A 21,531-nucleotide genomic window follows, 5' to 3' on the forward strand; every position below is an offset into this window, starting at 1 on the left:
TGTGCTGATTTTTTAGTTTGAATTATTGACCATAGTAAGCATTTTTACCGTGTTTGCGGAGATAGTGCTTATCTAACAATTCTTGCTGCATTGGCTCGATATCCGGGCGAACTTGGTGGCTGATAAAATTCATATAGGCAACTTCTTCTAGCACAACTGAATTATGCACCGCATCGTGTCCGTTTTTACCCCAAGTGAATGGACCGTGTGAATGCACTAATACGCCCGGAATAGCAGTTGGCTCAATACCACGAGTACGGAAAGTTTCCACAATTACACGCCCCGTTTCTAACTCATATCCGCCCGCAATTTCTTCAGGAGTCATTTTACGTGTACAAGGAATTGCACCGTAGAAATAATCACCTTGTGTTGTACCGAGTGCTAACAGATCTTTACCTGCTTGAGCCCAACCCACAGCGTTGCGTGAATGCGTATGTACTACGCCGCCAATATCTGTAAATTCACGATAAAGTTCTAAGTGAGTTTCTGTGTCCGAAGATGGCTTTTTATCGCCATATACACGGTTGCCTTGTAAATCAACAAGCACAATATCTTCAACCGTCATTGCATCATATTCAACACCTGATGGTTTTATAGCAACCAAGCCTGTTTCACGGTCAATTTCACTTACATTGCCCCAAGTGAAAGTAACTAAACCGTGTTTTGGTAATTCTAAATTTGCTGTTAAAACACGTTCTCTTAATGCTTGTAATGCCGGTGTTAATTCGGTTAATTGAGTCATAGCGTGAAGCCCCCTTCTGTCATTTTTTGTTCAATCCAACGGCGAGCATTAATAATCTCAGCGATTGGCTCTTCTGCTTTTTCTGTCCACATTTCGATTAAAAATGCACCACGATAATTTAATTCAGCCAGCGTTCTAAAGCAAGCAACAAAATCTACACAGCCATCACCGAACGGCACATCACGGAATTGTCCTTTGCAAGTTTCAGTTACTTTGTAGGTATCTTTCAAGTGGATTGCTGAAATTTTATCCATTCCTAATTTAAGTTCTTCCGCTACGTTATCATTCCACGCAGAGAGATTACCTAAATCAGGATACACCGTAAACCAAGGAGATTTGATAATATCGTCCCATTTTTTCCAGCGAGTGATGGAACTCATAAATTTGGTATCCATAATTTCCACTGCAATAGTAACTTGGTTGCTTGCCGCAAGCTCTACAGCCCACTCTAAGCCTTCTTGGAAGCGTTGGATCGTACCTTCGTCTTGCTCTTCATAATAAACATCATAGCCGGCAAGCTGAATGGTGCGAATGCCGAGATCAACTGCTAATTGGATAGCCTTTTCCATAATCTCATAGGCTTTTTGACGCGTTGCTTCATCACGAGAACCGAATGGGAAACGGCGATGCCCTGATAAGCACATTGATGGAATAGTTACACCCGTATTAATGATCGTTTTCACTAATTTAATACGCTCTTTTTTGCTCCAATCAAGGCGGGCGAGGCGTTCGTCCGTTTCGTCAATCGACATTTCCACAAAGTCAAAACCGCAGACTTTAGCGATGGAAAGTCTATCTTGCCACGAAATATTTTTTGGCAAGGCTTTTTCGTAAATACCGAGTTTGTGTTTTCTCATAGTTTTCCCTAAGGTTGATTTTTATTGTATAGAAAGAGTACAGCAAGCGGTGTGATTTTTGCAAAATTTTGCCGAAATCAGACCGCTTGTTATGCCAAAATAATTTCTAATCCTTTTGCCTTTAATTCTTGAATAATTGCGGGGTCGGCTTCTTTGCCGGTGATCAGCAAATCGATTTTATCAAATTCTTTGAATAACATTCCGACTTTTTTGCCGAGCTTGGTGCTGTCCATTAGCACTACATAACGTTCGGCGTGCATTGCCATTTGTTGTTCGGCATTGGCGATGATCATATCGGTTTTAAATAAACCTTCGGTGGTTAATCCTTTACCGCTGGTGAACATTGTAGTCGCAGCATAGGTCATCTCATTTTGGGTGTTGAGCGAGAGCATTACTTTTTTATTTTTATTATATTGCCCGCCCATAATCACTACATCATCGTGAGAGCCTTCAATCAACTGATTTGCAAGCGGTAGATAATTGGTAATAATTTGCAATTTTCGCCCACAGAGTACATTGCCGAGCATTTCCATTGTTGAGCCGCAAGTTAAAATTAAACTTTCTCCTTCTTTGCATAAATGCCCAGCTGCTTCAGCAATACGTTGTTTTTCTTTGGCATTGTTGGTTTTTTTAGGCTCTTTATTTGAAGGTGAAAAAATTGCTTCTGCCCCGTTTCTCACTTTTTTTAATTTGCCTTGCTCATTTAATTTACTAATATCTCGCCTTGCGGTGGCAGGCGAAATATTTAGCAACTGCATAATATCAGTAGTTGAGAGAACTTTACGTTCGCCCAGCAATGCTAATAATTCTTTGTGTCTGTAGCTTTCGTTCATTATTCCTTCCTTGTTTGCATTGTTATTGTAAGTTGTAATGAACCTTAAAGATAGAGGCGAATGAAATTCGCCTCTAAGTAGCCATTACAGCATTGATTTAAATTGAATATTTGGCTCTTGCTCGAAGCAGTCATCAAAACCACGAGGGTGGTGGTATTCAATTAAATCTTTATCGCGAGGGTAAACATATTTGCCACCCACTTCCCAAATGAATGGGTGGAATTGGTATTGCAAGCGGTCTTTACGCATACGCCATAAATCAATGATTTCTTGCGTACTTGCCATAAAGTTTGTCCAAATATCGTGATGAACAGGAATGATTACTTTACAACGTAAGCATTCTGCCATACGCAATAAATCGACAGAAGTCATTTTATCGGCAATACCGACAGGGTTTTCGCCATAGTTATTTAAAGCAACGTCAATATCAAATTGTTTACCGTGTTTAGCAAATTGGATTGAGTAGTGAGAGTCTGCACCGTGATAAATGTTACCGCCAGGGGTTTTAAACACATAGTTTACTGCTTTACGCCCCATTTCTTCGTCAGACGGACAAAGTCCGGCTAACTCACCACCTCGTTCTTCAGCACCTTCAACAGGTAAAGTTACGAGACAGGTGCGGTCGAAAGAGTCTAAAGCGTGAATTTCGACGTCTTTTAATTTCACTACATCGCCTGGTTTCACGATGATAATACGTTCTTCCGGCACGCCCCATTTTTTCCATAATTCCGCACAATGCCAAGGACCAACAAATTTAACGTGATCGAGTTTAGGGTTATTACAAATGGCAGCAGCGACGTTTACGTCAATATGATCTGAGTGATAGTGAGAAGCGAGAATGAAATCAACCTCATTGATCGCAAAAGGATCTAATACCATTGGTTGAGCTCGTAAGTTTGGTTGTAATTTACGCACACCTGCCATATTTGCCATTTGATGCCCACGCACCATATCTTTTACTTTCTTAGTTGATTTACCACGTCCACACCATAAATCCATACAAATATTTGCACCGGCAGGGGTTTTGATCCAAACACCTACACAGCCTAACCACCACATTGCGAAATTGCCTTCAGGCACAACTTCTTCTTCAATTTCTTCGTTTAACCAAGTCCCCCATTCTGGAAAAGTTGAAAGAATCCAGCTTTCACGGGTAATTTCTTGAATTTTGCTCATTGTGAACTCCTGTTTTGTTCATTTAAAAGAATAATTTAATCAAAATAAATCATATATAATCATAATTAAATAGCCAACTACTTTTTTAGAAAAATGTGATCTAAGTCTAATTTTGGTATTTATTTTTATAAAAATATATTTTAACTATTTGTTAGTTATCTATATTTTAAATATAAAATAGTATTTATAGCTATTTATAACAGTGGAATTAAATAATCAGAGTATATAAAAATAAAATGTGATCTTGCTCACAAATAATAAAAAATAATCTTTTGCAATCTGATAAGAGCATTTATCATTTAATTGATGCCGTAATAGGCTATATTTCCCTCAAATTCAAATCTCTCAAAAAGAGGCTAAATTATGGACTTTTTAACTGAAATTCTCCTTTTCTTAAAGGAGCAGGTGTTAAATAAAGCACATTTCTTATTGGGTATTGTTGCCTGTTTGGGCTACATTCTTCTTAAAAAAGACACATCAACCGTACTTAAAGGCACAATTAAAACCATCGTCGGTTTTATGATTGTACAAGCCGGTTCCGGTTTCTTGGTGACTAACTTCAAACCGGTGATTGACGGATTAGCAAAATATCACCAATTAGCAGGCGCGGTTATTGACCCTTACACCAGTATGCAATCTACCATTCAAACGATGGGCGAAAACTATTCTTGGGTAGGTTATGCCGTAATTGGTGCATTATTGTTAAATATCTTGCTCGTGGTGTTCCGCCGTTTAACCGGTATCCGCACGATTATGCTTACAGGGCATATTATGTTCCAACAAGCGGGCTTGGTTGCAGTGTTCTATATGATTATCGGTGCTTCATTTTGGGAAACCGTGATTTATACCTCTGTGTTAATGGCGCTTTACTGGGGTATTTCTTCCAACATTATGTACAAACCGACCCAAGCGGTCACAGGCGGTGCTGGTTTCTCTATCGGTCACCAACAACAAATTGCCTCTTGGATTGCGGTGAAAATCGCCCCGAAACTTGGCGATAAAAACGATACTGTGGATAAAATGAAATTACCGAACTGGTTAAACATTTTCCACGACAGTATTTCGGCGACTGCTTTAGTGATGACCGTTTTCTTCGGCATTATCTTACTTTCTTTTGGTTTAGATAACTTAAAAGAGCTTGCCGGCAAAACCAACTGGTTTATGTACATTCTTGAAATGGGCTTGAAATTTGCGGTAGCGATTCAAATCATCGTAACCGGTGTGCGTATGTTTGTGGCGGAACTTTCAGAAGCATTCAAAGGTATCGCAGAACGCTTAATTCCAAACTCAGTATTGGCAATTGACTGTGCGGCCATCTACGCCTTCTCACCAAATGCGATGGTATTCGGCTTTATGTGGGGTGCTATTGGTCAATTCGTAGCAGTTGCCGGTTTATTAGCGGTTGGCTCACCGGTATTGATTATTCCAGGCTTTATCCCGATGTTCTTCTCTAACGCCACAATCGGTGTGTTCGCAAACCAATTCGGTGGTTGGAAAGCGGTGATGAAAATCTGTTTTGTAATGGGTATCATCGAAGTGTTAGGCTCTGCGTGGGTTATCCAAATGCTTGCAAGCCAAGGCACCACTTTCAACGGCTGGATGGGTATGGCAGACTGGGCATTATTCTTCCCACCAATCCTGCAAGGTATCATCAGCGTACCGGGTTTCTTCTTCGTGATTGTAGCAGCGGCGATGGTGTATATGTTCTTCGCATCTAAACAACTTCGTGCTGAAGAAGCGGAAGCGGCAGCAAAAGGCTTAACCCTTGAACAGTTAGACGGCTACGGCTTAGATGAAGTGAAAGCTGAGGAAGCTCCAAAAGCGGCGGTACAAGCGGTCGAAAATGCTGAAAATTCTGCAAATCCGATTCGTATCCTCGCGGTGTGTGGCTCAGGTCAAGGCTCATCAATGATGATGAAAATGAAGATCAAAGGCTATTTAGACAAACGCGGTATTCCAAATATTATGGACTCTTGTGCGGTAACTGATTACAAAGGCAAATTAAGTGAAGTAGATATTATTGTATCAAGTAAACATTTAGCCAATGAAATCGACGTACCAGAGGGTAAAGCGGTACTCGGCGTGCAAAATATGCTAAACCCGAACTCATTCGGCGATGAATTAGTTGAATTAATCAACAAACATCAGGCAAAATAATCTTAATTCCCCTTACTTTGTAAGGGGAAATTTACTAACAGGAATAATATATGAAATTCTCTCGTACTTTTCTATTCACTTTACTATCCACCGCCTTAGTATGTTCTGCTCAAGCAGCACCAAAAGAACCATACACTCAACCGGGTTTTGACACTCGTAGCATTGAAAAACAACAAGCACCAATTCATTGGGTTTCAGTCGAGCAAATCAAAGCAAGCCTTGAAGGAAAGCCGCCAATGAATGTTAGTTTTGATATTGATGATACTGTATTGGCAAGTAGCGGTTGTTTCTATTATGGTAAAGAAAAATATTCACCAAATGATTACAGTTATCTGAAAAATCAAGATTTCTGGGATGAAATCAATGCAGGTTGTGATAAATACTCTATTCCAAAAGAGGCTGCCCGTGAACTTATTAATATGCATCAAGAGCGAGGAGATAAAGTTTTCTTCATCACAGGGCGTACAGCCGGTAAAGATGATCAATTAACACCATTGTTAGCAAAAACATTTGGCATTAAAGATATGCAGCCCGTGAATTTTATGGGTGGACACGGCGTAGATCAACTTAAAACTAAATTTAATAAAACGGCAGGCATTTTAAAACATAATGTACAGTTACATTATGGCGATAGTGATGATGACATTCTTGCAGCAAAAGAGGCGGGTATTCGTGGTATTCGTTTATTGCGTGCAACCAATTCAACTTATTTACCGTTCCCACAAGCAGGTGGATATGGTGAAGAAGTTTTAATTAATTCTAGTTATTAATCTGTTATGATTTGTATAGTAATTATCTTTAAGGAAAGAAAATGAACTTAAAACAATCTCTTATTGAAAACAATTCAATTCTTCTTAATCAAAAAGCAGCAAACTGGAAAGAAGCAATTAAACTAGGTACAAATTTACTTGAAAAATCAGGGGCTATTGAACCTCGTTACTACGATAACATTATCAGTAAAATTGAAGAAATGGGACCTTATATTATTCTTGCACCGGGTTTAGCAATGCCACACGCACGCCCTGAAGAGGGTGTGGTTAAAACGTCATTTGCGTTAGTAACTTTGGTAGAACCTGTTTATTTTGATGGCGAAGATGAACCTGTTTCTGTGTTATTTACCCTTGCAGGGAGCGATTCAGACCGCCATATGCAAGGTTTGATGGAAATTACCCAAGTTTTAGACGATGAAGAGAGTGAAACAGGGGTCAATTTAGAAAAAGTCTTAGCCTGTAAAACTGCTGATGATGTTTATGCAATGATTGATAACGCATTGAACGGCTAGTATTAACAAATTTTAAAATCCACAGAGGAATATTAATATGTCAAAACCCTTACTACAAATCGCATTAGATTCACTCAGTTTAGAAAAAGCCGTTGCGGATGCAAAACAAGCTGAAAATTTAGTAGAAATCATAGAATGTGGCACAATTTTAGCCTTTGCAGAAGGTATGAAAGCTATTTCTACCTTACGTGCATTACACCCAAATCACATCATTGTGTGCGATCTAAAAACCACCGACGGTGGTGCAATTTTAGCGAAAATGGCGTTTGAAGCAGGTGCAGATTGGCTCACTGTTTCTGCCGCTGCTCATCCGGCAACCAAAGCTGCTTGTAAAAAAGTAGCTGATGAGTTCAATGCAGCTCACCCGGAACTCAAAGTGAAAAAAGAGATTCAAATTGAAATCTACGGCAACTGGACAGTTGAAAAAGATGCGAAAGAGTGGGTGGAATTAGGGGTTACGCAAGCAATTTATCATCGCTCTCGTGATGCAGAATTAGCAGGTAAAGGCTGGACAGCAGAAGATATTGAGTTAATGAAGCAACTGTCTGATCTAGGCATTGAAGTATCTATCACTGGTGGTATTGTGCCGGAAGATATCCACTTGTTCAAAGAAATTAAAAATGCCAAAGCCTTTATTGCCGGTCGTGCATTAGTGGGGGAAAAAGGCAAACAAACTGCTGAAGCGATTCGTGCAGAAATTGAGAAATACTGGGGCTAATGAGCCTCTATAAAAGAATAGAGTTCTAGCTATCAACTAGAACTCTATTTTTATGTGTTGAAAATAGCTTTATTTAGCTGCCGCTATTTTCCATAGCCTTGCAACATTCTCTGCGGTGGAAATCAGATTTTCTTTACCGAGTTTCAGCGTTTCTTCAAGACTACCCAACTGTCGGATAATCGGGAACACTGCATCAATACCGTGTTGATAAACCACAGGGTAGTCTTCTCGTAAACAACCGACAATCGCAATTACAGACTTGTCAAACTGCTTAGCCGTTTTGGCAACGCCAATCGGGGTCTTACCTGCGATGGATTGAGCATCCATTCTGCCTTCGCCTGTAATCACTAAATCTGCGTTTGCCACTTTTTCGGCAAGACGAGTGGCTTCAATAATAATGTTCACTCCGGAACGAAGTGTAACATTTGGCAGCAGTAATAAACCGCCTCCCATCCCGCCAGCCGCTCCAGCTCCTGCGGTATCGGCAATATTTATACCAAGCTGAATTTGAGCTTGTTTGGCGAAATGGCGGAGAGCATTATCTAAGGTTTTGACCATCTCAGGTGTTGCTCCTTTCTGCGGTCCAAAAATGGCGGAAGCCCCACGCTCACCACATAACGGATTATCCACATCACAAGCGACTTCAAAGGCGACTTGAGATAAACGTGGGTCTAAACCACTTAAATCAATCTGTTGAATTTGATTTAACGCTTCGCCACCAAAGCCGATTTCTTGCTTTTCCGCATTGCGGAATGTTGCCCCTAAAGCTTGTAACATTCCCACTCCGCCATCGTTAGTAGCACTGCCGCCAATGCCGAGAATGATTTTTTCCACCCCGAAATCGAGTGCGGCTTTAATCAGCTCGCCAGTGCCGTAGCTGGTGGTGATCAGTGGATTTCGCTCGTTGTTTGGTACAAGATGTAAGCCACTTGCCGCCGCCATTTCAATAAAGGCGGTTTTTTTATCGCCCGATAGCCCGAAAAACGCTTCAACTTGGTTTGCAAGCGGTGCTTTTACGCTGATTTTTTGCAAATTACCTTGAGTGGCATCAATCAGCGATTGCACTGAACCTTCACCGCCGTCTGCCATTGGTACAAGCTCATAATCAGCATTCGGAAAAATGCGGGAAAAACCTGTTTGAATTGCCTGAGCCACCTCTAAAGCGGTCAGGCTCTCTTTAAATGAATCGGGAGCAATTACAATCTTCATCATACTTCCTTACAATAATACTAATGAGAGTAGATACACTGTAAGAATACCAACCACGCCCATAATGAAGGTTAGCGTGGTTTGTGTGCGATAACCCTGTTGCGGCGTGAGTTTGGTAAAGTTAGTAACCACCCAGTAATAGCTGTCGTTGGCGTGTGAGACACACATTGAGCCTGCCGCAATTGCCATCACGGTTAAGGCAGCTGCCATTTCGCTGGTTAAACCTAATGCGTTCATTAGTGAATCAGGGGCGTTAAACATTCCCATAATAGAAGCTGTGGTGATAATCGCCACTGTTGAGCTGCCTTGTGCGGTTTTCAAAATAGCTGAAATCAAGAATGGGAAGAAAATGCCTGCGGTGCTGATAATGTGAGCGTTTTGTTTGATGTAATCCACAAAACCTGCTTGAGTAATCACATTACCTAACACGCCACCTGCTGCGGTAATGAATAGGATTGGTCCGACTAATTTCAAGGTATCGTTAGTTAAGCTGTCAAACTCTGCCATTTTACCGCTCGAAGCCAGTAAGAAAATCGCAAAGACGACACCAACTGCAAGAGCGATAATTGGGTTGCCGACAAACTGTAAGAATATACCGAAATCACCACTTACGCCTGCGATTTTAGCGATAGAGCCTAACGCTATTAAGATAATCGGTACAAAAATCGGGGCAAGGCTTAAAAAGCCATTCGGTAATTTTCCATAGTGTTTCAGTAAGTCTTCATAACTTTGGTTGATGATTTTATCTGCTTCCGCTTCTTCGCTAACCGAGACTTGTTTGCCGATATATTTTGCAAAGAAGTAGCTGGCAATTAGCACAGGAATTGATACCACAACGCCCATTCCGATAACCAATAATAAGTTATGGCTTAATCCTACTGCACCCGCAGCTGCAATCGGACCGGGTGTCGGAGGAATAAAAACGTGAGCAGCATATAAACCGGCACTCAGTGCAACTGCCATTCCAACCGGATTTGCCAAGATTTTTTTGCGAATCGCTTCACGGATAGGGTTTAACACCACAAAACCGCTATCGCAGAAAACAGGAATGCCGACAACCCAGCCCATAATCAGCATTGCAAGCTCAGGGCGTTTTTGCCCAACCACTTTAACTACCATATCGGCAAGTTTCAGGGCTGCTCCTGTTTTTTCTAAAATCGTTCCGATAATTGCCCCAAAGATGATGACAATCCCGATACTTTTAAAAGTGTTACTAAACCCTTCGCCGACAATAGACGGAATTTTCGCCAGCGGTAAACCGGCTAATAGAGCCAATGCCAATGAAATCGACATTAATGCCAAGAAAGGGTGAACTTTCAGTTTGGCAATCATATAGATCATAATGATGATTGCCACCACAAAGGTGAGAATAAGTGCAATACCGGACATAATCAGTCTCCTCGTTGTAGAATAATCAACCCATTATTGGAGATCTGCCGGTAAAAATCTTTATATGAAATTGCAAAGAATTTGTTAAAAATGACCGCTTGTTTTGTATTTTTCTACAATTTTTACGATAAAACCGCACCAAGATAAAGCACAAATTTTTGCTCTATGTTATTGAAAGATAAGCCGGTAATCTGCTCGATCTTCTCTAACCGATAGCGTAGGGTATTTGGGTGGATAAACAATTTTTGTGCGGCGTGATCCAGATCACAATTTGCAAAAAAATAGTGGCGAAGACTTTTCAGTAGCACCTGTTTTTTATCTGAATTCAGCAATGCTTGGAAAGGGACAAGTAACGTTTTTGCCTCCCAAGAGTGGCTAAAACTATGTAGCAAAGCCGGCAGTTTGAAATCTTCAAAATAAATAATCCGCTTGCGGCTTTGGATCTGCTCGGCATAGTTGAGCGTATAGCGAGCGGTTTGGTATGAAATATTGGTTTGTGATAAATTTTCAACCGACAAACCTACCACTGTTTTAAAGGAAATTTCGGGATCAGTCAGTTTATTTAAGGTATTGCGAATCAGTGATTTATCATTCGATAAATTATTCAATAAGGCGATTTTATCCAAGCTAATTACCGCAGTGAGCAATGCAGGGAAATGGTGCTCGAAGAAATCTATTAAGTGTTGCAATTTCTCAGCGGTTGGCGTATTCACTTTAATCAATATAACCGACAGTGGTTTTGCAAAATCTTGCTCAAAAAAGACCGCTTGTTCGTGAATCTCTTCCGTGCTGAGTGTGCCTTTTAGCAAAGCTCGCACAAATTCTTCACGATAACGCCGTTGCCAACGCTCTTGTTCCAGCTCAAAGGCTTGTTGCATAATCAGCTCTGCCGCCATTTTCACTAACTGAGCATATTGGCGAATGTCTTGCGGTTGCCCTGAAATTCCTACTACCCCCACAGTAGAGCCGAGATAGTGTAGTGGTAAGTTAATGCCTGCCTTTGCCTCATAGTGCCACTGTTTTGCAAGATTTTCATCAATTTCGACCGCTTGATCTTGACGTAACGCCAACACTGCCCCGGTATGTCGCTGCCCGATACGAGTGGTATCGCCGGAGGCAATAATGACGCCTTCGTTATCCATCACATTGACGGAATTGGGAATAATCTGCATCGTGCGTTTTACAATACGGTCAGCAATGGCTCGGTTGAGTTTCATCTTTTATCCTGTTGCAATCGGCACAGCCTGTTTAGCGTTTTAAGAGCGAGAAATGTAAAAACTCGACAAAATGATCAGCCCAGTGCATTTCGTGGTGGATTTCGTTCGCCATAATGCGTAGGAGAATGTTGTCCAGTGGCACGCCGGTGCGAATTAGCGACCGGTAGTAATTGAGCGAGCAGTCAATATAGGTTTGATTCATATTGGAGATAAAGTGTGAATCGATTTCATCGCCTTCATTTGTGCCAACTTGAATAAACACTTTGGTGTTTGGTTGGATTGGGTGCTGGTGCGTAAAGCGTAGGAAATCTGGCTCGCTAAACCACGAGGCAAGAGAGAATACGCCTAAATGCCCGAAAATATGAGGGTAGGCACTTCCCATATAAGCAGTGATAATGCCCCCCATTGAGCTACCGGCAAGTAATGTATGCTCACGCTGTGGTTTGGTTCGATAGTGGATATCAATAAACGGCTTCACTGTTTCCACCACCCATTTGGCATAATCGCCGCCTAAACCACCTGCATTTTTGGTTTCAGGTGTTGAACCTGTGGTGGTTTTCCAAGGACCATATTCATTTAAACGTTCTGTGCCTGCATTATCAATGCCGACAATAATCATCTTTGGTAACTCCGGGTGCGATTTAATGGTTGGAATAATCTTCCACGAATGCCCGGAGTAAGACTCTTTGCTGTAAAACACATTCTGCCCATCGTGCATATATAACACAGGGTAAGTTTCCCATTTTTCGTGATGATAATCTTTCGGCAGCAATACCCGAATACGGCGATGGTGATGTAAGTATGGCACATATAAAAAATGTTCCTGCATTTCCAGATAGTGATGATTGAAATGTTTATGTGCCATTATGTTTATTCCTTTCTGATATTAAATGTTGTCATCACCTTATTTTACACCTTAATTTTATGACGAGAAACAAGCGGTCATAAAAAGTGAATTTTTTGCAAATTCAAGCAATCGTTTGCCTTATTCTTTTTCGATATATAAAAGAGAAACTGTGATCTACATCACAGTAATTTTAGCCGAGCTTAGTTAAAATTCCTCCTGATATTTCCAATAAAAGGAGAATGCTATGCAGGCTTCATTACAAGATATACTTGATGTGGTAAAAGCAAAAAATTTAACTTATCAACAAAAGTTGATGAGTTTGGGTAATATTGCCGAGCGGTTATTTAGCCCCGTTGAGTTACTCGGTTATACCGAAGAAGAGTGGGCGTATATTAACAATCAGATGATTTGCGATCTGTGTGAAGGTTATGCGATTTACCGCCCTCGTTATATTCTGCCTGATTATAATGTTTATATTCAAAAAGGTTGTAAATTCTTAGATTTACCACCGCCAACCAATCTTGATGAAGTGCTGGACGGGTTATTGATTCTCTACTCTCACGTTCCGTCAATTACCACTTTCCCTGTTTATATCGGGCGTTTAGATGAATTATTAGATCCGTTTATTACCGATGAAGAACAAGATTACATCAAAATTAAACGTTTCTTAAATCATATCGATAAAACCATTTCAGACTCATTCTGCCACGCTAATATTGGACCTTATGATACCAAAGCAGGGCGTTTAATCTTAAAAGCTGTGATTGAACTTGAAAACACCACGCCGAATATGACGATTCGTTATGATAAAACCAAAACCTCTCGTGAATTTGCGGAATTAGCAGCGAAAGCTTGCTTGTTGGTTTCAAAACCTTCTTTCGCCAATGATGCCTACTACCACCAAGATTTAGGCGATGAATACGGCATTGCGAGTTGTTATAACGCCTTACCGGAATGTGGCGGTGCTTACACCTTAACCCGTTTACGTTTGGGGACGATTGGGCGAGCGTGTGCAACGGTAGATGAAATGGTCAATAAACTATTGCCAAAAGTAGCCAAGTTAGCACTTTCTACAATGGATAAACGCCATAAATTCTTGGTAGAAGAAAGTAACTTCTTTGAAAGTAGTTTCTTAGTTCACGAAGGATTTATTAAACGCACGAACTTCACGGGTATGTTTGCGATTGTAGGGCTTGCTGATGCAGTCAATCATTTATTAGAGCAAGAAGGTTTAAGCGAAACCTTCGGACAGAGCAAGCGTGGCGATGAAATTGCAACCCTGATTATGGATAAACTTCAAGAAGTCAATAATGCTCATCAAGGTGTGTATGCAGAACGTACCAACGATCACTATTTACTACACGCTCAAGTTGGGGCAAGTAACCACGCAGAAGATAAATTGAATACGCCGGCTCACCGTATTCGTGTCGGTCAAGAACCAACACTGTTGGCTCATTTAAAACAATCCGCCCCTTTCCATAAATATTTCCCATCGGGTACAGGCGATTTGTTTGCGTTTGACCAAACCTACACCGACCATTTAGATGCCGTTGTGGATATTATTGATGGCTCATTTGAACAAGGTTATCGCTACATTACCACTTACTTGAAAAATACCGATTTAATTCGCGTAACGGGTTATTTAGTGAAGAAAAGTGAGGTGGAACGTTACCGTCAAGGCGAAGCCGTATTGCGTGATACCACTTGGTATGGTGCGGGTACGGACGATTGTGCCAAAGTATTCGACCGTCAGTTGCGTGATGAAGAAAATGTAACTGCGGCACAATAAAATGGCTGCACTTTCTGATATTTTTGTGCCGTTGCATCGCATTATTCCCTTTTCTAATGTGGAAGGGCAGGGTAACCGCACAAGTATTTTTCTACAAGGCTGTAAGCTGAACTGCTTGTATTGCCATAATCCGGAAACAATTCCTCGTTATACAGAGGAGGCAAAACAGGTTAGTTTGCAATACTTATATGATCAGGTGATGGAGGCTGTGCCTTTTATTCGGGGAGTAACTATTTCGGGTGGCGAGCCGACGATTCATCATAAAAAATTAGTTCCGCTGTTTGAAGCATTTCACCGAAAAGGCTTAACCTGTTATTTAGATAGCAGTGGCTTTTTTGATTTTGAGGCAACAGAGCCGTTAATTAAGGTTACCGATAAATTTCTGTTTGATCTCAAAGGTGATGGAGTAGGTTTACAAACGCTCTGCTTTGATCGAAAAAATCAAACCGGCAAAGTGCCTGAACAGGTTATTCCAAGCGTTAATCATATTAAGCCTGAAAACTTGGCTCGTAATTTGCAAAATTTAGCCAAATTATTACCGCTTGATAAGGTGGAAGAAGTGCGTTTGGTTTACCTCAACGAGTTTTATGATGCCTATCATTTACTCGAAAAAGTAGCTCAATTACTTAAGCCTTATCCAAACGTATTGCTCAAAATTATTCGGGTGCATACTAAAGGAGCAAGAGACGAAGAAGGTTTAGCCTGCTTTGTACCAAGCATTGAGCAAACAGATAAACTGGCGGCATTTGCCAAACAGTGTGGAATAAACAAAATTATTACTATCTACTAACGGAGTTCTCTATGGATATATTCATTAGTATTATCGGCGTATTTGTCCTATTAGGTATTGGGGCTTTACTGTCTAATAATCGACGTGCAATTAATTTGCGAACCGTATTTGGAGCATTAGCCATTCAAATTGCTTTTGCTGCACTTATCCTGTATGTACCGGCAGGGCGTGATGCGTTACTTGCTACCGCAAATGGCGTGAGTAAGGTGATCAATTACGGTAATGAAGGGATTTCATTTTTGTTTGGTAACTTAGCTGATCCAAGCAATAGCAGTATTGGCTTTGTGTTCGCCATTAAAGTATTACCGATTATTATCTTCTTCTCTGCACTGATTTCATTACTCTACTACATTGGCGTGATGCAATGGGTGATTAAAATTATTGGTGGCAGCTTACAAAAATTACTCGGCACTTCACAGGCGGAATCAATGTCTGCGGCAGCGAATATTTTCGTTGGGCAAACAGAAGCTCCATTAGTGGTAAAACCTTATATCAGCCGAATGAGTGATTCAGAACTCTTTGCGGTGATGGTGGGTGGAACAGCATCTATCGCAGGTTCTGTAATGGCTGGTTATGCAGGAATGGGTGTGCCTTTAACTTACTTAATTGCAGCATCATTTATGGCTGCTCCAGCAGGTTTGTTATTTGCGAAATTAATGTATCCGCAAAACGAGCACATTTCAGATACCATTGATGAAAATGTTGAAATCGATAAACCAAATAATGTGGTGGAAGCCTTAGCTAATGGTGCAAGTTCAGGGGTATCTTTAGCGATTAATGTTGGTGCGATGTTAATTGCCTTCATTGCGGTAATTGCATTACTTAACGGTATTATCGGCGGAATTGGTGGCTTATTTGGGCGTGAAGATTTAACGCTACAAATTATATTAGGTTACATTTTCCAACCACTTGCATTTATTATTGGTGTGCCTTGGGAAGATGCTGATATTGCAGGGCAGATGATCGGTATGAAATTAGCGGTAAATGAGTTTGTAGGTTATCTGGAATTTGCCAAGTATCTGCAACCTGATTCAGTTGTGCAACTAAGCGATAAAACCAAAGCAATTATTACTTTTGCATTATGTGGTTTCGCTAATATTAGCTCCATTGCAGTATTAATTGGTGGTATCGGCAGTATGGCTCCAACTCGCCGTTCAGACATCGCTCGCTTAGGCTTAAAAGCGGTAATTGGCGGTACATTAGCGAACTTAATGAGTGCAACTATTGCAGGTTTCTTTATCGGCTTAAGTGGTGCTGCTTTAGGTTAATACAAGAGGTCAAATTCGATAAATTTTTTGCAAAAAGCCTAAGTAATTAATGATTACTTAGGCTTTAACTTTATCGGTAATTTAATGTTGGGTTTCCAGCCATTCATTTACTTTGGCTAAGAATATTTTCCCCATTGGGCTTGGATCGCCAGAGAATAAGGTTTGCAGTTTATTATTCTCAATAATATCCCGTCTGAGAGCTAAACGTTCTTCGTGATTTTCCGCTAAACGAATTGCTTGAGCAACATATTCATCTGCGGTTTGAGTAATAAGCCACTCAGGTAATCCAAGACGTTTAAATAATCCTTCATCAATATGTTCGTGAACTTCATCCCCAGTTTTACAAATGCCGACTAAACCTAGGGTTACCATATCAATAATGCCATTAGTATTCCCGAATGGGAATGGGTTTAGCATCATATCGCAGTTTTTTAGGATATTTAGATATTGAGCGTATGGTTGATGTGGGTAGGCAGTTGCATCATTACCTAAATAACTTTTGATAAAACGCTCTACATATGGATGTGTAATACCTGTCGATTGTCCTAATGCGAAATGGAAATGGACTTTCACTTTTGCGTTATCACGAATAGCCCTTAGTGCTTGTAAGAAATATGGGTTTAATTTCATCGTTGTTGAAGCAATACCAATATTAACTACTTCAGGCTTTTCACGTAGGTTATAGGTTATCTCTTTTGGAGTTAATGCTGAAGGTACATAAGGCAAAGCATCTTTTGGTAAACGTAGTAATTGTTCACTAAAGCATTCTTCAGAGCCGACATAATCATCTTCCACAATCACATATTCTATAAAATCTGAATGCGTGGTTGCCGGATGACCTAATGCAATTGCTTGGATTGGAGCTAAGCGGGTATTACTTGCAAAGATAGTTGTTAAGTCCATACCAATACTAGGCATATAAAAAACCGCTGGATTATATTTATCACAAATTTCTTTTAGCAAGAGCAATCTGTCGAATAAAGTGCCACTTTGTGGATAGGTGTAAAATTCATCAAAAACAGATTTGCCTGCTTCATCTATGGAATTTCCCCCTAAACCAATTATATGAAAATGATCACGAGCTGCAATTAAAGAAGTCGAATGTGTACGGTAAATAGAATGTGAGGAAGTAAAATTCTCAATTAATACTACCATAATAGGTTTTCCACTCTTATAGCCAAGAGTTCTAATTTCCCTATCTTCCCAGCCGGCAGCCAGTAAGTGGCGACGGATAACACTGTTTAATGCTCGTTTGATATTATGTTTATTGTTTTTAACATCATAACTGCAGTGCATATATACATCGTGAGAAATTGCATTAGGCAGTTGATCTAAGTTCTCAAATTGGGCTAATTTTTCAGGAAACCATTGTAAAATAGCAGCACGTTTTGTGAATGCAACAGGTGTTCCAATAAAACGAGGTGATTGTAATGCAAAACACAGTGAAGCTGTAAGTTCCTTAGAAGCATTCCAGGCAGCATCTAGATTCAACAGAATATTCGATTCTGGTAAATATAAAATACAGAATTTGGTTAAGGCTTGTATAGTTGCTTCTAAATCTACTGCATTTGGATTAGTGGAAGTCTTATTTTGATTATAAGTACGCAATATATGATCTGCATTGATATACGGAGAACTTGCGAAAATAAGTGCAATCCAACGTTGTGCAGTTAGAAAGCTAATTGCATCAGATTCCGATATTTCTAATTCAGGATCTTGGAATAATTGCGTAATGGCTACTGCCATACGAGTACAAAAATAAATTGTTCTATCTGGCTCTAACTCATCTAATTGATGAGGTGCATCAAATTCAATATCGTAAATATTCCCAAAATGACTATCTAACTTGTTGAGAATAGATAATAGTTCAGCACAAGCTAAATCATAATCTTTGTTAGCCACCGCTTGTTCGAAGCGAATGACACTCGGCTGTTTTTCTTCTGACATAATTTTGTCCTTAGTTCAACGTTCCCCACAGATCGTACTCATCTGCATTGGTAATGGTTACTGAAATAACTTGACCGACACTCACGTCTTTATTTTCAAGATTATCAACATACACGACACCGTCAATTTCCGGTGCATCAGCCATTGAACGCCCGATAATACCTTCTTCATCAATTTCATCAATGATTACAGGTAAGGTTTTACCGATTTTAGCCTGTAAACGCTCGGCTGAAATTTGTTGCTGTAACTGCATAAAGCGGTGGAAGCGTTCTTCTTTTACTTCTTCCGGTACTTGATCCGGCATATCGGTTGCAACTGCACCTTCCACCGGGCTGAATTTAAAGCAGCCGACACGGTCAAGTTGGGCTTCTTTTAAGAAATCGAGTAATAGTTGGAAATCTTCCTCTGTTTCGCCCGGGAAACCGACAATAAAAGTGGAACGTAGCGTTAATTCAGGGCAGATTTCACGCCATTTTTTGATACGCTCAAGGGTTCTTTCAATCGAGCCGGGGCGTTTCATTGCTTTTAAAATTTTCGGGCTGGCGTGCTGAAGTGGAATATCCAAATACGGCAGAATTTTGCCTGCTGCCATTAGTGGAATTAAATCGTCTACGTGTGGATACGGATAAACGTAGTGCAAACGCACCCAAACGCCCATTGAACCTAATTGCTCACAAAGTGTGATTAAGTTACTTTTAATCGGCATACCGTTCCAGAAAACGGTTTTAGTGGCTTCTTCTTTTTTGCGATCTAATGAGTAAGCAGAGGTGTCTTGAGAGACAATTAATAACTCTTTTACACCAGCGTCCACCAAGCGTTTTGCTTCATCTAATACTTGTACGATAGGGCGGCTTGCCAAATCGCCACGCATTGACGGAATGATGCAGAATGTACAACGATGATCACAGCCTTCTGAAATTTTTAAGTAAGCGTAATGCTTTGGTGTGAGTTTTACGCCTTGTTTTGGTACAAGGCTAGTGTAAGGATTAAATTCCGGTTTCGGCACATATTTGTGAACGTGGTTCATCACCGCTTCATAACTGTGCGGACCTGTGATCTCCAATACTTTCGGGTGAACTTCGCGAATTTGGTTCTCTTTTGCTCCTAAGCAGCCTGTAACGATCACTTTTCCGTTTGCTTCTAAGGCTTCGCCAATGCTTTCCAATGATTCTTGCACCGCAGAATCAATAAATCCGCAGGTGTTTACAATCACTAAATCGGCATCTTCATAGCTTGGAATAATGTTATAACCATCAGCACGCAGCTCGGTTAAAATACGTTCGGAATCAACTAAATTTTTAGGGCAGCCTAAGCTGATAAAACCAATATTCGGGGTAGCACTCATATAACTCTCAACAATTAAAAAAGAAAATGCCTACAACTTTTGTCTTGTAGGCAAAAAACTAGCGAGATTTTACAAAAAATTGCCGCAAATAGCGATAACAAGCGGTCATTTTTTGATAAAGTTTTGCAAATAGTTAGTCAATATCATTCAGCATTGCTAACACAATAGCAGATGATTTCTCAGCCGCTAAAGGTAAAAATTCTTCAAATGATAGATGAGACTCTTTATCTGCCACATCAGAAACCGCTCTCACAATCACGAACGGCACGCCAAAACCATTACAAACTTGAGCAATCGCCGCCGCTTCCATTTCTACTGCCACAACATTTGGGAAGTTTTGGCGGATTTCGTTAATTTTTTCTTTGCCATTGATAAAGGCATCGCCACTACAAATTAAGCCTGAAACCACATTAAAACCTGCTTTTTTCGCTTCTTTTTGGGCGAGTTCGACTAATTGTTCGTTTGGCTCAAATGCGGCTGGATTTGCAGGAAGTTGCCCGATTTCATAGCCGAAAGCGGTTACATCAACATCGTGATGACGTACTTCGGTTGAAATGAGAATATCGCCCACATTTAAGTTTGAGTCTAAGCCACCAGCAGAACCTGTGTTAATAATCATATCAGGTTGCGTGAGCTGAATAAGTAATGTTGTACCGATGGCAGCCGATACTTTACCAATGCCTGATTGTAATAACGCAATACGCGTATTGTTAATTTTTCCTTCAAAAATTTTACAGCCTGCTAATTCCGTGATTTTCGGTTCAACCATTAAGTTGCGTAAAATTTCAACTTCTTGTGCCATTGCACCAATAATACCAATTTTCATTATTTTGCTTTCTCTACAATTCTATTTAATTAAAAAATGCTATTTTAACAGCATTAATAGTGAGGTGGGGGTGTTTCTTCAGAACGTGAAGCCACTTGGCTTACTTGAGCCCCTTTTAATTTTTCAGCAATATGGCGAATTTGAGTTTGTAGCTTATCTATCGCAAATTGTTGCTCGATTAATGATTGATTTAACTCCTCAATAATCAACTCTTGAAAGGCAACTTTCGTCTCCAATTCGGTAATTCTTGCCGATAATGTACAATTATTATCCATTTTAGTGAAAAAAAGGTTGTGTGAAATGAAATTACACTTTACCCTATCTAAAGTCTTCTTAACAGTTATTTTTATAAGGAAAAATTATGTTAAAAATGAAGTTATCCGTAGCTGCCGTTCTTGCAGGGGCATTTTTTGCAACAAATGCAATGGCTGAAGAAAAAGCTGATCCAAAATTTGTTGATGAATCATCTTATGCGGTTGGTGTATTAATGGGTAAAAATATCAATGGTGTGATCGAATCACAAAAAGAGATTTTTACTTATAATCAGGATAAAATTTTAGCGGGTGTGCAAGACACACTGAAGAAAACAGGTAAATTAACTGATGAAGATTTACAAAAACAGTTAAAATCTTTAGATGCTTATTTGTCAGCGAAAGAAGCTAAAATTAACGAAGAAAAAACGAAAGCCACTGTTTCAGCAGGCGATAAATTCCGTGCAGATTACAAAAAACAAGCCGGCGTGAAAGAAACCTCTTCGGGCTTGTTATACAAAATTGAAAAAGCAGGTGAAGGCGAATCTCCAAAACCGCAAGATACGGTTAAAGTTCACTATAAAGGTACTTTAACAGACGGTACGGTGTTTGATAGTTCATACGATCGTGGTGAGCCGATTGAATTCCAATTAAACCAACTCATTCCGGCGTGGATTGAAGCAATCCCAATGTTGAAAAAAGGCGGTAAAATGGAAATTGTTGTTCCACCGAAATTGGGCTATGGTGAGCGTGCAGCAGGTAAAATTCCAGCCAATTCAACCTTAAAATTTGAAATTGAATTATTAGATTTTAAAGCGGCAGATGCTAAGAAATAATTGATATTCAATTCTCATTGAAGCTACACAAGCGGTTAGATTTATTATAAGA

At 40.1% G+C, this 21,531-nt stretch carries 20 protein-coding genes; 8 read left to right on the forward strand and 12 right to left on the reverse strand.

The window, feature by feature from the left end; all coding sequences use genetic code 11:
* Window positions 1-22: 22 nt before the first annotated feature.
* The 4 genes from X781_RS00570 to ulaG all read right to left on the reverse strand — a co-directional run bounded on the left by X781_RS00570 (window position 23) and on the right by ulaG (window position 3,608).
* Window positions 23-742 carry an L-ribulose-5-phosphate 4-epimerase gene (locus X781_RS00570; RefSeq protein ID WP_025235062.1) on the reverse strand — a complete coding sequence of 240 codons (720 nt, stop codon included), beginning with the start codon at window positions 740-742 and terminating at the stop codon, window positions 23-25.
* Window positions 739-1,599, reverse strand: a complete 861-nt coding sequence (locus tag X781_RS00575) for an L-ribulose-5-phosphate 3-epimerase (RefSeq protein ID WP_025235063.1) — start codon at window positions 1,597-1,599, stop codon at window positions 739-741. Before X781_RS00575 ends, X781_RS00570 begins: the two co-directional genes overlap by 4 nt.
* An 89-nt stretch (window positions 1,600-1,688) precedes the next feature.
* Window positions 1,689-2,432 (reverse strand): HTH-type transcriptional regulator UlaR, encoded by a 744-nt coding sequence (ulaR, locus tag X781_RS00580; protein ID WP_025235064.1) that lies wholly within the window; start codon window positions 2,430-2,432, stop codon window positions 1,689-1,691.
* Between the two features lie 84 nt (window positions 2,433-2,516).
* On the reverse strand, window positions 2,517-3,608 hold the full coding sequence (gene ulaG / locus X781_RS00585) for an L-ascorbate 6-phosphate lactonase (RefSeq protein ID WP_025235065.1): 1,092 nt from the start codon (window positions 3,606-3,608) through the stop codon (window positions 2,517-2,519).
* Window positions 3,609-3,971: 363 nt separating this feature from the next.
* On the opposite strand from ulaG, the gene X781_RS00590 reads away from it, so the two are divergent.
* Genes X781_RS00590 through X781_RS00605 form a run of 4 tightly spaced genes read left to right on the forward strand, consistent with a single transcriptional unit; the run spans window position 3,972 to window position 7,765 of the window.
* On the forward strand, window positions 3,972-5,765 hold the full coding sequence (locus X781_RS00590) for a PTS ascorbate-specific subunit IIBC (RefSeq protein WP_025235066.1): 1,794 nt from the start codon (window positions 3,972-3,974) through the stop codon (window positions 5,763-5,765).
* A 50-nt stretch (window positions 5,766-5,815) separates the two neighbouring features.
* Window positions 5,816-6,535, forward strand: coding sequence for an acid phosphatase AphA (gene aphA / locus X781_RS00595; protein WP_025235067.1), 720 nt, complete (start codon window positions 5,816-5,818; stop codon window positions 6,533-6,535).
* Between the two features lie 41 nt (window positions 6,536-6,576).
* A complete protein-coding gene (locus tag X781_RS00600; protein ID WP_025235068.1) occupies window positions 6,577-7,047 on the forward strand; it encodes a PTS sugar transporter subunit IIA in 471 nt (156 codons plus the stop codon).
* Between the two features lie 37 nt (window positions 7,048-7,084).
* Window positions 7,085-7,765 (forward strand): 3-keto-L-gulonate-6-phosphate decarboxylase UlaD, encoded by a 681-nt coding sequence (locus X781_RS00605; RefSeq protein ID WP_025235069.1) that lies wholly within the window; start codon window positions 7,085-7,087, stop codon window positions 7,763-7,765.
* 69 nt (window positions 7,766-7,834) lie between these two features.
* Here X781_RS00605 and X781_RS00610 read toward each other — a convergent pair whose 3' ends face one another.
* The 4 genes from X781_RS00610 to X781_RS00625 all read right to left on the reverse strand — a co-directional run bounded on the left by X781_RS00610 (window position 7,835) and on the right by X781_RS00625 (window position 12,445).
* The gene (locus X781_RS00610; protein ID WP_025235070.1) at window positions 7,835-8,974 is read right to left on the reverse strand and encodes a glycerate kinase; all 1,140 of its coding nucleotides are present in this window, start codon (window positions 8,972-8,974) and stop codon (window positions 7,835-7,837) included.
* Window positions 8,975-8,983: 9 nt separating this feature from the next.
* A complete protein-coding gene (locus X781_RS00615) occupies window positions 8,984-10,363 on the reverse strand; it encodes a GntP family permease (protein WP_025235071.1) in 1,380 nt (459 codons plus the stop codon).
* A 122-nt stretch (window positions 10,364-10,485) separates the two neighbouring features.
* On the reverse strand, window positions 10,486-11,580 hold the full coding sequence (locus tag X781_RS00620) for a CdaR family transcriptional regulator (RefSeq protein WP_025235072.1): 1,095 nt from the start codon (window positions 11,578-11,580) through the stop codon (window positions 10,486-10,488).
* A 31-nt stretch (window positions 11,581-11,611) separates the two neighbouring features.
* Window positions 11,612-12,445 (reverse strand): alpha/beta hydrolase, encoded by an 834-nt coding sequence (locus X781_RS00625; RefSeq protein WP_025235073.1) that lies wholly within the window; start codon window positions 12,443-12,445, stop codon window positions 11,612-11,614.
* Between the two features lie 226 nt (window positions 12,446-12,671).
* On the opposite strand from X781_RS00625, the gene X781_RS00630 reads away from it, so the two are divergent.
* The 3 genes from X781_RS00630 to X781_RS00640 are packed head-to-tail and all read left to right on the forward strand — an operon-like array spanning window position 12,672 to window position 16,274.
* The gene (locus X781_RS00630; RefSeq protein WP_025235074.1) at window positions 12,672-14,216 is read left to right on the forward strand and encodes a YjjI family glycine radical enzyme; all 1,545 of its coding nucleotides are present in this window, start codon (window positions 12,672-12,674) and stop codon (window positions 14,214-14,216) included.
* A gap of 1 nt (window position 14,217) precedes the next feature.
* Window positions 14,218-15,006: a 4Fe-4S cluster-binding domain-containing protein gene (locus X781_RS00635; protein WP_025235075.1), complete on the forward strand. Its 789-nt coding sequence runs from the start codon at window positions 14,218-14,220 to the stop codon at window positions 15,004-15,006.
* An 11-nt stretch (window positions 15,007-15,017) separates the two neighbouring features.
* Window positions 15,018-16,274, forward strand: a complete 1,257-nt coding sequence (locus X781_RS00640; protein WP_025235076.1) for a NupC/NupG family nucleoside CNT transporter — start codon at window positions 15,018-15,020, stop codon at window positions 16,272-16,274.
* An 81-nt stretch (window positions 16,275-16,355) separates the two neighbouring features.
* Here the strand turns inward: X781_RS00640 and X781_RS00645 are convergent, their stop codons facing one another.
* From X781_RS00645 to X781_RS00660, 4 genes are all read right to left on the reverse strand, one after another.
* Complete coding sequence (locus X781_RS00645) at window positions 16,356-18,221, reverse strand: UDP-glucose:protein N-beta-glucosyltransferase (protein ID WP_025235077.1); 1,866 nt, start codon at window positions 18,219-18,221, stop codon at window positions 16,356-16,358.
* 10 nt (window positions 18,222-18,231) lie between these two features.
* Entirely contained in the window at window positions 18,232-19,566 is a 1,335-nt protein-coding gene (gene rimO, locus X781_RS00650) for a 30S ribosomal protein S12 methylthiotransferase RimO (protein WP_025235078.1), read from the reverse strand.
* A gap of 133 nt (window positions 19,567-19,699) precedes the next feature.
* A complete protein-coding gene (gene mtnN, locus X781_RS00655; protein ID WP_025235079.1) occupies window positions 19,700-20,392 on the reverse strand; it encodes a 5'-methylthioadenosine/S-adenosylhomocysteine nucleosidase in 693 nt (230 codons plus the stop codon).
* 53 nt (window positions 20,393-20,445) lie between these two features.
* Window positions 20,446-20,667: a SlyX family protein gene (locus X781_RS00660; RefSeq protein WP_025235080.1), complete on the reverse strand. Its 222-nt coding sequence runs from the start codon at window positions 20,665-20,667 to the stop codon at window positions 20,446-20,448.
* A gap of 86 nt (window positions 20,668-20,753) precedes the next feature.
* Between X781_RS00660 and fkpA the strand changes: the two genes are divergently transcribed.
* Complete coding sequence (fkpA, locus tag X781_RS00665) at window positions 20,754-21,479, forward strand: FKBP-type peptidyl-prolyl cis-trans isomerase (RefSeq protein WP_025235081.1); 726 nt, start codon at window positions 20,754-20,756, stop codon at window positions 21,477-21,479.
* The last annotated feature ends 52 nt before the right edge of the window (window positions 21,480-21,531 follow it).

This window comes from Mannheimia sp. USDA-ARS-USMARC-1261 (assembly GCF_000521605.1).
In the GTDB taxonomy this organism is placed as follows: Bacteria; Pseudomonadota; Gammaproteobacteria; order Enterobacterales; family Pasteurellaceae; genus Mannheimia; species Mannheimia indoligenes.

What these genes read in the sequence shown, in the direction of transcription:
- X781_RS00570 (WP_025235062.1), bottom strand. Translation starts at nt 742, where the DNA reads ATGACTCAATTAACCGAATTAACACCGGCATTACAAGCATTAAGAGAA.
- X781_RS00575 (WP_025235063.1), bottom strand. Translation starts at nt 1,599, where the DNA reads ATGAGAAAACACAAACTCGGTATTTACGAAAAAGCCTTGCCAAAAAAT.
- ulaR (WP_025235064.1), bottom strand. Translation starts at nt 2,432, where the DNA reads ATGAACGAAAGCTACAGACACAAAGAATTATTAGCATTGCTGGGCGAA.
- ulaG (WP_025235065.1), bottom strand. Translation starts at nt 3,608, where the DNA reads ATGAGCAAAATTCAAGAAATTACCCGTGAAAGCTGGATTCTTTCAACT.
- X781_RS00590 (WP_025235066.1), top strand. Translation starts at nt 3,972, where the DNA reads ATGGACTTTTTAACTGAAATTCTCCTTTTCTTAAAGGAGCAGGTGTTA.
- aphA (WP_025235067.1), top strand. Translation starts at nt 5,816, where the DNA reads ATGAAATTCTCTCGTACTTTTCTATTCACTTTACTATCCACCGCCTTA.
- X781_RS00600 (WP_025235068.1), top strand. Translation starts at nt 6,577, where the DNA reads ATGAACTTAAAACAATCTCTTATTGAAAACAATTCAATTCTTCTTAAT.
- X781_RS00605 (WP_025235069.1), top strand. Translation starts at nt 7,085, where the DNA reads ATGTCAAAACCCTTACTACAAATCGCATTAGATTCACTCAGTTTAGAA.
- X781_RS00610 (WP_025235070.1), bottom strand. Translation starts at nt 8,974, where the DNA reads ATGAAGATTGTAATTGCTCCCGATTCATTTAAAGAGAGCCTGACCGCT.
- X781_RS00615 (WP_025235071.1), bottom strand. Translation starts at nt 10,363, where the DNA reads ATGTCCGGTATTGCACTTATTCTCACCTTTGTGGTGGCAATCATCATT.
- X781_RS00620 (WP_025235072.1), bottom strand. Translation starts at nt 11,580, where the DNA reads ATGAAACTCAACCGAGCCATTGCTGACCGTATTGTAAAACGCACGATG.
- X781_RS00625 (WP_025235073.1), bottom strand. Translation starts at nt 12,445, where the DNA reads ATGGCACATAAACATTTCAATCATCACTATCTGGAAATGCAGGAACAT.
- X781_RS00630 (WP_025235074.1), top strand. Translation starts at nt 12,672, where the DNA reads ATGCAGGCTTCATTACAAGATATACTTGATGTGGTAAAAGCAAAAAAT.
- X781_RS00635 (WP_025235075.1), top strand. Translation starts at nt 14,218, where the DNA reads ATGGCTGCACTTTCTGATATTTTTGTGCCGTTGCATCGCATTATTCCC.
- X781_RS00640 (WP_025235076.1), top strand. Translation starts at nt 15,018, where the DNA reads ATGGATATATTCATTAGTATTATCGGCGTATTTGTCCTATTAGGTATT.
- X781_RS00645 (WP_025235077.1), bottom strand. Translation starts at nt 18,221, where the DNA reads ATGTCAGAAGAAAAACAGCCGAGTGTCATTCGCTTCGAACAAGCGGTG.
- rimO (WP_025235078.1), bottom strand. Translation starts at nt 19,566, where the DNA reads ATGAGTGCTACCCCGAATATTGGTTTTATCAGCTTAGGCTGCCCTAAA.
- mtnN (WP_025235079.1), bottom strand. Translation starts at nt 20,392, where the DNA reads ATGAAAATTGGTATTATTGGTGCAATGGCACAAGAAGTTGAAATTTTA.
- X781_RS00660 (WP_025235080.1), bottom strand. Translation starts at nt 20,667, where the DNA reads ATGGATAATAATTGTACATTATCGGCAAGAATTACCGAATTGGAGACG.
- fkpA (WP_025235081.1), top strand. Translation starts at nt 20,754, where the DNA reads ATGTTAAAAATGAAGTTATCCGTAGCTGCCGTTCTTGCAGGGGCATTT.